Annotated in this window: 6 protein-coding genes; 1 reads left to right on the top strand and 5 read right to left on the bottom strand. The window is 62.4% G+C overall.

All coding sequences use genetic code 11. From position 1 onward, the window contains the following. Positions 1-26 precede the first annotated feature (26 nt). Entirely contained in the window at positions 27-626 is a 600-nt protein-coding gene (locus LPW29_RS02200; protein ID WP_238626613.1) for an NUDIX domain-containing protein, read from the top strand. 68 nt (positions 627-694) lie between these two features. Here the strand turns inward: LPW29_RS02200 and acs are convergent, their stop codons facing one another. The 5 genes from acs to LPW29_RS15455 form a co-directional block, all read right to left on the bottom strand. After that, positions 695-2,638 carry an acetate--CoA ligase gene (gene acs / locus LPW29_RS02205; RefSeq protein WP_238626614.1) on the bottom strand — a complete coding sequence of 648 codons (1,944 nt, stop codon included), beginning with the start codon at positions 2,636-2,638 and terminating at the stop codon, positions 695-697. A gap of 247 nt (positions 2,639-2,885) precedes the next feature. After that, positions 2,886-3,953 carry a DUF294 nucleotidyltransferase-like domain-containing protein gene (locus tag LPW29_RS02210; RefSeq protein WP_238626615.1) on the bottom strand — a complete coding sequence of 356 codons (1,068 nt, stop codon included), beginning with the start codon at positions 3,951-3,953 and terminating at the stop codon, positions 2,886-2,888. Between the two features lie 210 nt (positions 3,954-4,163). After that, entirely contained in the window at positions 4,164-5,936 is a 1,773-nt protein-coding gene (locus LPW29_RS02215) for a sodium:solute symporter family protein (RefSeq protein WP_090249600.1), read from the bottom strand. A gap of 18 nt (positions 5,937-5,954) precedes the next feature. Further along, the gene (locus tag LPW29_RS02220) at positions 5,955-6,221 is read right to left on the bottom strand and encodes a DUF4212 domain-containing protein (RefSeq protein ID WP_090249602.1); all 267 of its coding nucleotides are present in this window, start codon (positions 6,219-6,221) and stop codon (positions 5,955-5,957) included. A 137-nt stretch (positions 6,222-6,358) separates the two neighbouring features. Continuing rightward, the coding region (locus LPW29_RS15455) for a putative nucleotidyltransferase substrate binding domain-containing protein (RefSeq protein ID WP_274520298.1) at positions 6,359-6,468 on the bottom strand (110 nt) is incomplete at its 5' end.

Below are 6,468 nucleotides of genomic sequence, written 5' to 3' on the forward strand. Positions count from 1 at the left end.
GAGGAAAACCAAGGTACCCTAAACACATGAAATGGGACATCCTCAAGGTAGAAGACCTCTATCAGGGCTTCTTCAAGCTGTGCCGGCTGCGCCTGAGCCACGGGCGCTTCGCCGGCGGCGAACCCCTGGTGATCGATCGGGAGTTGATCCGCCGTGGCCCCGCAGCAGCGGTGCTGCCCTATGACCCGTATACCGACCGGGTGCTGCTGGTGGAGCAGTTCCGGGTGGGGGCCATTGAATCACCTCATGGGCCCTGGCTGATGGAGACCATCGCCGGTCTGATCGAGCCGGGGGAGCGCGCTGAGGAGGTGGCCCGCCGCGAGGCCATGGAAGAGGCAGGATGCCCCCTGGGCGAGTTGATCCTTGCGCATGAATATTTCTCCACGCCGGGCAGCTCCGATGAGCGTATTTCCGTCTATGTGGGCCAGGCCGATCTGTCGAACGCCAGCAGCGGCATCCATGGGCTGGAGGAGGAGGGGGAGGAAATTCGCACCCACGTGTTGTCAGCGGATGAGGCCTTCGACTGGCTGGATCATCAGCAGGTGGACACGGCCTTCCCGATCATCGCCCTGCAATGGCTGCGGCTGAATCGGGAGATGTTGCAGGAGAAGTGGGGGGACGGATAGCAGCGTGTCACCCGAAAGGTGACGTCGGTGAGGGAGGGGCCGACCGAGGGTCGGCCCCTGAGACTGCCTTAGGTGTTCAGACGGTTGTCAATCAGCACATTCACCACGTCCGGGTCGGCCAGGGTGGAGGTATCACCCAGGTTTTCCAGCTCATTGGCGGCGATCTTGCGCAGGATGCGGCGCATGATCTTGCCGGAGCGGGTCTTGGGCAGGCCGGGGGCGAATTGCAGCAGGTTGATCTTGGCGATGGGGCCGATCTCGTCCCGCACCAGCTTGACCAGTTCCTTCACCAGGGCGTCGTCGCCCTCCTCGCCGGCCATCAGGGTCACATAGGCATAGATGCCCTGACCGGTGATGTCGTGGGGATAACCCACCACGGCGGCCTCGGCCACCTTGGGATGCAGCACCAGGGCTGACTCGATCTCGGCCGTGCCCAGGCGGTGACCGGAGACGTTCAGCACATCGTCCACGCGCCCGGTGATCCAATAGTAGCCATCGGCATCCCGGCGAGCACCATCACCGGTGAAGTACAGGCCCGGGTAGATGGTGAAGTAGGTTTCCACGAAGCGCTTGTGGTCGCCCCACAGGGTGCGCATCTGGCTGGGCCAGGAATTGCGGATGCACAGGTTGCCTTCGGCAGGGCTCTCGGTGATCTCGTTGCCCTTGTCGTCCACCAGCAGGGGTTCGACGCCGAAGAAGGGTTTGGTGGCGGAGCCCGGCTTCATGTCCACGGCGCCAGGCAGGTTGGCGATCATGTGGGCGCCGGTTTCGGTCTGCCACCAGGTGTCCACGATGGGGCAGCGACCGTCGCCGACCACGCGGTGATACCACTCCCAGGCTTCCGGGTTGATGGGCTCACCCACGGTGCCCAGCAGGCGCAGGCTGGAGCGCTTGTGCTTGGTGACGAAGTCGTCACCGGCGCCCATCAGCATGCGGATGGCCGTGGGGGCGGTATAGAAGATGGATACATTGTGCTTGTCGCACACCTGCCAGAAGCGACCGTTGTCCGGGTAGTTGGGCACGCCCTCGAACATCAGGCTCTTGGCACCGTTGGCCAGGGGGCCGTACAGGATGTAGGTGTGACCGGTCACCCAGCCCACGTCGGCGGTGCACCAGTAGACTTCGCCATCCTTGTAGTCAAACACCAGCTTGTGGGTCATGGCTGCCTGCAGGAGGTAGCCGCCGGTGGTGTGCATCACGCCCTTGGGCTTGCCGGTGGAGCCGGAGGTATACAGGATGAAGAGCGGATCCTCTGCATCCACCTCTTCGGCAGGGCACTCGGCGCTTGCCTTGTCCAGTTCCTCGTGATACCAGACATCACGGCCTTCATTCCATTCCACGGGTTCGCCACCGCGCTTGACCACGACCATGGTGGAGATGCTGGGGCACTGGGCGGCGGCCTTGTCGGCGTTACCCTTCAGCGGCACCTTGCGGCCACCGCGCAGGCTTTGGTCGGAGGTGATGAGCACCTTGGCCTCGGCGTCCTGGATGCGGTCGCGCAGGGCATCGGGGGAGAAGCCGCCGAAGACGATGGAATGCACGGCACCGATGCGGGCACAGGCCAGCATGGCCACGGCAGCCTCGGGAATCATCGGCAGATAGATGGAGACCCGGTCACCCTTTTGCACGCCCTTGGCCTTGAGCACGTTGGCGAATTTGCACACCTCTTCATGCAGTTCACGATAGGTGAGGGTGCGGTCGTCGGAGGGGTCGTCGCCTTCCCAGATAATGGCGGCCTGATCACCCCGGGTTTCCAGGTGGCGATCCAGGCAGTTGTAGGCCACGTTGAGCTTGCCGCCCTGGAACCAAGTGACCCGTGCCTCGTCCTCGAAGGAGCCCGTGCGGACGTTGTCCCACTTCTTGAACCAGGTGAGGTATTTCTCGGCCTGCTCGGCCCAGAAAGTGTCCGGGTTGTCGACGGATTGCCGATACATGGCCTGGTACTGCTCGGCGGTCACGTTGGCCTTGGCGGCAAAGTCCTTGGGTACTTCGTGAACCTTCACTTCCGACATAAGATCTCCTCCTGCAAATGCATGGAATTGAATGAAATCGGGCCGATGAATCGGCTAATTCCTCATTATAACGTCTCGGCGAACAAGCATAACGTGCCAACCCCGCGCTGACTATCTCGACCCGGTATAGGGTGGCAGTGTCAACGATCCGGGGTGGAGCTTCCAGACATCCGGCCCGCCGCGTCCAGGCGCCTGGTCTTGAGATTCCTGTTCTTGAGATTCACTGGGGCGGCTCTCCGGGAGCCGTTTAAATGGGTAGACCCCCGAGGTAATGCCGACCGCTGCTGCGTTGCATGAAACGCACCTGCGCAAAGGCGTGGCATAGCCGCTTGCGTTCGTCGGCGGATAAGGTGTTGCCATCGATCAGGTTGTCCGGTGGTCGTCCGGCGCAAATGAAGCGGGCTTGTTGGCGCACCCGCAAGGTCGTGATGAGCTCCCAGGCCTGGATCAGTTCCTGTCCGGCGACAGCGCTGATGGCGCAGCCCTCGATGGCGGCTTCCAGGCGTGACCGTGTGTGCAGCGCCGGCAGGCCATGGGCCACTGTCAGCAGTCGGGCCAGGCTGACGATGGGCAGGATGCCGCGGCGTTTGAGGTTCAGCGGAGTGGCCCGGGATGTCCACCAGGCCGGGCACCGCAACCCCAGGCGCCAGAGCGGACTGCGCGGCGGGCTGTCCTTGAGGGCCTCGCGGGCCAGCGCTGAGAGAAACCAGGTACTGTTGCGTGCTTCGACCACCACTCGCCCCCGCAGGGATTGCAGTAGCGCGGGCTCCCCATGGATGGTGCGCAGATCCAGAAAATTCTGTGCCAGCATCACGGATTTGAGGGCCGGCGTGCGTATCCAATCGAGAAAATAGTCCTGCCAGACCGCCACGGGCTGCTGCCAATCCGTGTTGCATGCCATCACGCCCCCGGTACACAAATGCAGGCCGCAGTGGTCCAGATCCCTCGTGACCCGTCTGGCCAACTGGAGAAAGTAGTCCCGCGCGGTGGCCCCGGGCGATTGGGAGAGTATCAGGGCATTGTCCTGGTCGGTGTGCGCGGTCTGCTCGCATCGTCCCTGAGAGCCGCAAGCCACCCAGGCGAACGCCATGGGAGGTGGCCCCAGTTCCGACTCGGCCAGTTCGATGGCGCGACGTGTGAGGGCATCGCTGATGGAGGCAATGCGCCATCCCACCTGATCGCCCGTGGCCCCGGCGTCCACCCACTGCACCTGGTATCGCGGTACCCCCATGGCCAGCGTGCGCAGCGCGGCACGGTCCGGCGCCTGTAAGATCCGCGTCAGCAGTGGCTCGATGGACGTGGCCTGGATATGCATCCGGTGCGGGATGAGGGCTGGGTGTATTGATGGGTCGACTCCTCCTGATCGGGATGGGGGGCAAGACCCTGCCTTCAGGACATGGACTCCGTGACCTGAAGGGAAGATCCTACCGTTGCATTACAGTGAAAGCGAGGGGCCCCGAGAACGGGGCCCCGATCCATGCGATGTCACATCCTGTTCACGTTGCAGGGCAACGTTGGCTTGCGATCAGGAAGTGGCGGCATCGGCACGCGGCACGCGCACGCTTTCCACCAGATCCTGAATCTCCTTCGGCGGCGGGGCCGTCAGCTTGGACACGACCACCGCAGCGATCACGTTCAGGATGGCACCGATGGTGCCAAAGCCCTGAGGCGCGATGCCCAAGATCCAGCCGTCTGCGTTGTCAGCCAGCAGAGCGGTCCCCGGGAAGAAGAAGAAGCCCTTGTACAGGAAGATGTAGAGCAGGGTGCTGAGGATACCCACCAGCATGCCGGTGATGGCGCCCTGCTTGTTCATCCGCTTGTAGAAGATGCCCAGCATCAACACGGGGAAGAGGGAGGAGGCTGCCAGGCCGAAGGCCAGTGCCACCACCTCGGCCGCAAAGCCCGGCGGATTGAGCCCCAGGTAACCCGCCAGGACGATGGCGGCCACCATGGCCAGTCGTCCCGCCCTAAGCTCGTTCTTCTCCGAGATATTGGGCATGAACACGCTCTTCAACAGGTCATGGGAGATGGCCGAGGAAATGGCCAGCAACAAGCCTGCCGCCGTGGACAGCGCCGCGGCGATCCCGCCCGCGGCCACCAGGGCGATCACCCAGTTGGGCAGGCCGGCGATTTCGGGGTTGGCCAGCACCAGGATATCCCGGTCAAAGCTCTCCAGGCGGTAGCCCTGACCTTCCACATCGTCGGCCCAGGCCGGCGGGTTGCTCTGGTTGTAGTAGTGCACCCGCTCACCGTCACCCTGCTGCTCAAATTGCAGCAGACCGGTGTCCTGCCAGGTACGCATCCAGTCGGGACGGTCCTCATAGGCCATGGCCTCGGCGGTGTTGCCCACGCCGCCGGGGTGCAGGGTGTTGATGATGTTGTACATGGCCATCGCACCCACGGCGGGAGCGGTGGTGTACAGGAGGGCGATGAACACCAGGGCCCAGCCGGCGGACTTACGGGCGTCACGCACGCGGGGTACGGTGAAGAAGCGGATGATCACGTGGGGCAGACCCGCGGTACCGATCATCAGCGCCATGGTCAGCAGGAACATGTTCAGCGTACTGAACGATTCATTGGTGGTGTACTGGGTGAAGCCCAGGTCCACCAGGACGTTGTCCAGGGCGGTGAGCAGGTAGACGCCGTCCTGGCCGCTGAGGGTGCCACCCAGGCCCGTCTGGGGCAGGAAATGCCCGGTCAGCTGCAGGGAGATGAAGATGGCGGGCACGGTGTAGGCAAAGATCATCACCACGTACTGGGCGATCTGGGTATAGGTAATACCCTTCATGCCACCGAGCACGGCGTAGATGAACACCACGGTCATACCGGCGATCAGGCCCCAGAGCAGGTCCACTTCCAGGAAGCGCGAGAAGGCGATGCCCACGCCGCGCATCTGTCCGATCACGTAGGTGATGGAGATCACCAGCAGGCAGATGACAGCCACGATACGTGCCGTGTTCGAATAGAACCGGTCACCCACGAACTGGGGCACCGTGAACTTGCCGAACTTGCGCAGGTACGGGGCGAGCAGCAGCGCCATGAGCACGTAACCGCCGGTCCACCCCATGAGGTAGACCGAACCGCTGTAGCCCAGGAAGGCGATCAGGCCCGCCATGGAGATGAAGGAGGCCGCCGACATCCAGTCCGCCGCGGTGGCCATACCGTTGGCGACCGGGTTCACCCCCTTGCCGGCCACGTAGAATTCGCCCGTGCTACCCGCGCGGGCCCAGATGGCAATGCCGATGTACAGCGCGAATGTCGCGCCGACCACCAGCCATATCATGAGTTTCAAATCCATAATCTTGGTCCCCCAGTCTTATTCTTCGTGGACGTCGAATTGACGGTCCAGCTTGTTCATGCGCCAGGCATAGAAGAAGATCAGCATCAGGAAGACATAGATTGCTCCCTGCTGTGCCATCCAGAAGCCCAATGGGTAACCGCCCAACGACACCATGTTCAGCACCGGTGCCAGGAAGATGGGCAGGATATATCCAGCGATGAACCACACGGTCAGGCAGCCCACCAGGATACGAACGTTAGCCTTCCAGTAGGCCGTTCTTTGTTCCTGTAGTTTTGCGTTCATTCGATACTCCTCCTATCAAAAGCTTGGTTTTTTACCACTGGTTTATGTTGCATCACTCGGTAAATCCTCCATCGTTCACTCTTTGTTGAATCATCGTCAGCGGGTGTTCGGGCTCTTGTCATGTGGCCCCGTGGGTGTCAAAGCTGGTAGTCCAGTGCCAACCTTGACTGAAGCTTGCGCACCTGACGGAAGGCCTCCTTGAGGATGCGCTGCTCCAGTTCGTCGAGTCGTTCCGGATTGACGAAAT

It is taken from the genome of Ectothiorhodospira sp. 9100, from assembly GCF_022227565.1.
Classification (GTDB): Bacteria; Pseudomonadota; Gammaproteobacteria; order Ectothiorhodospirales; family Ectothiorhodospiraceae; genus Ectothiorhodospira; species Ectothiorhodospira marina.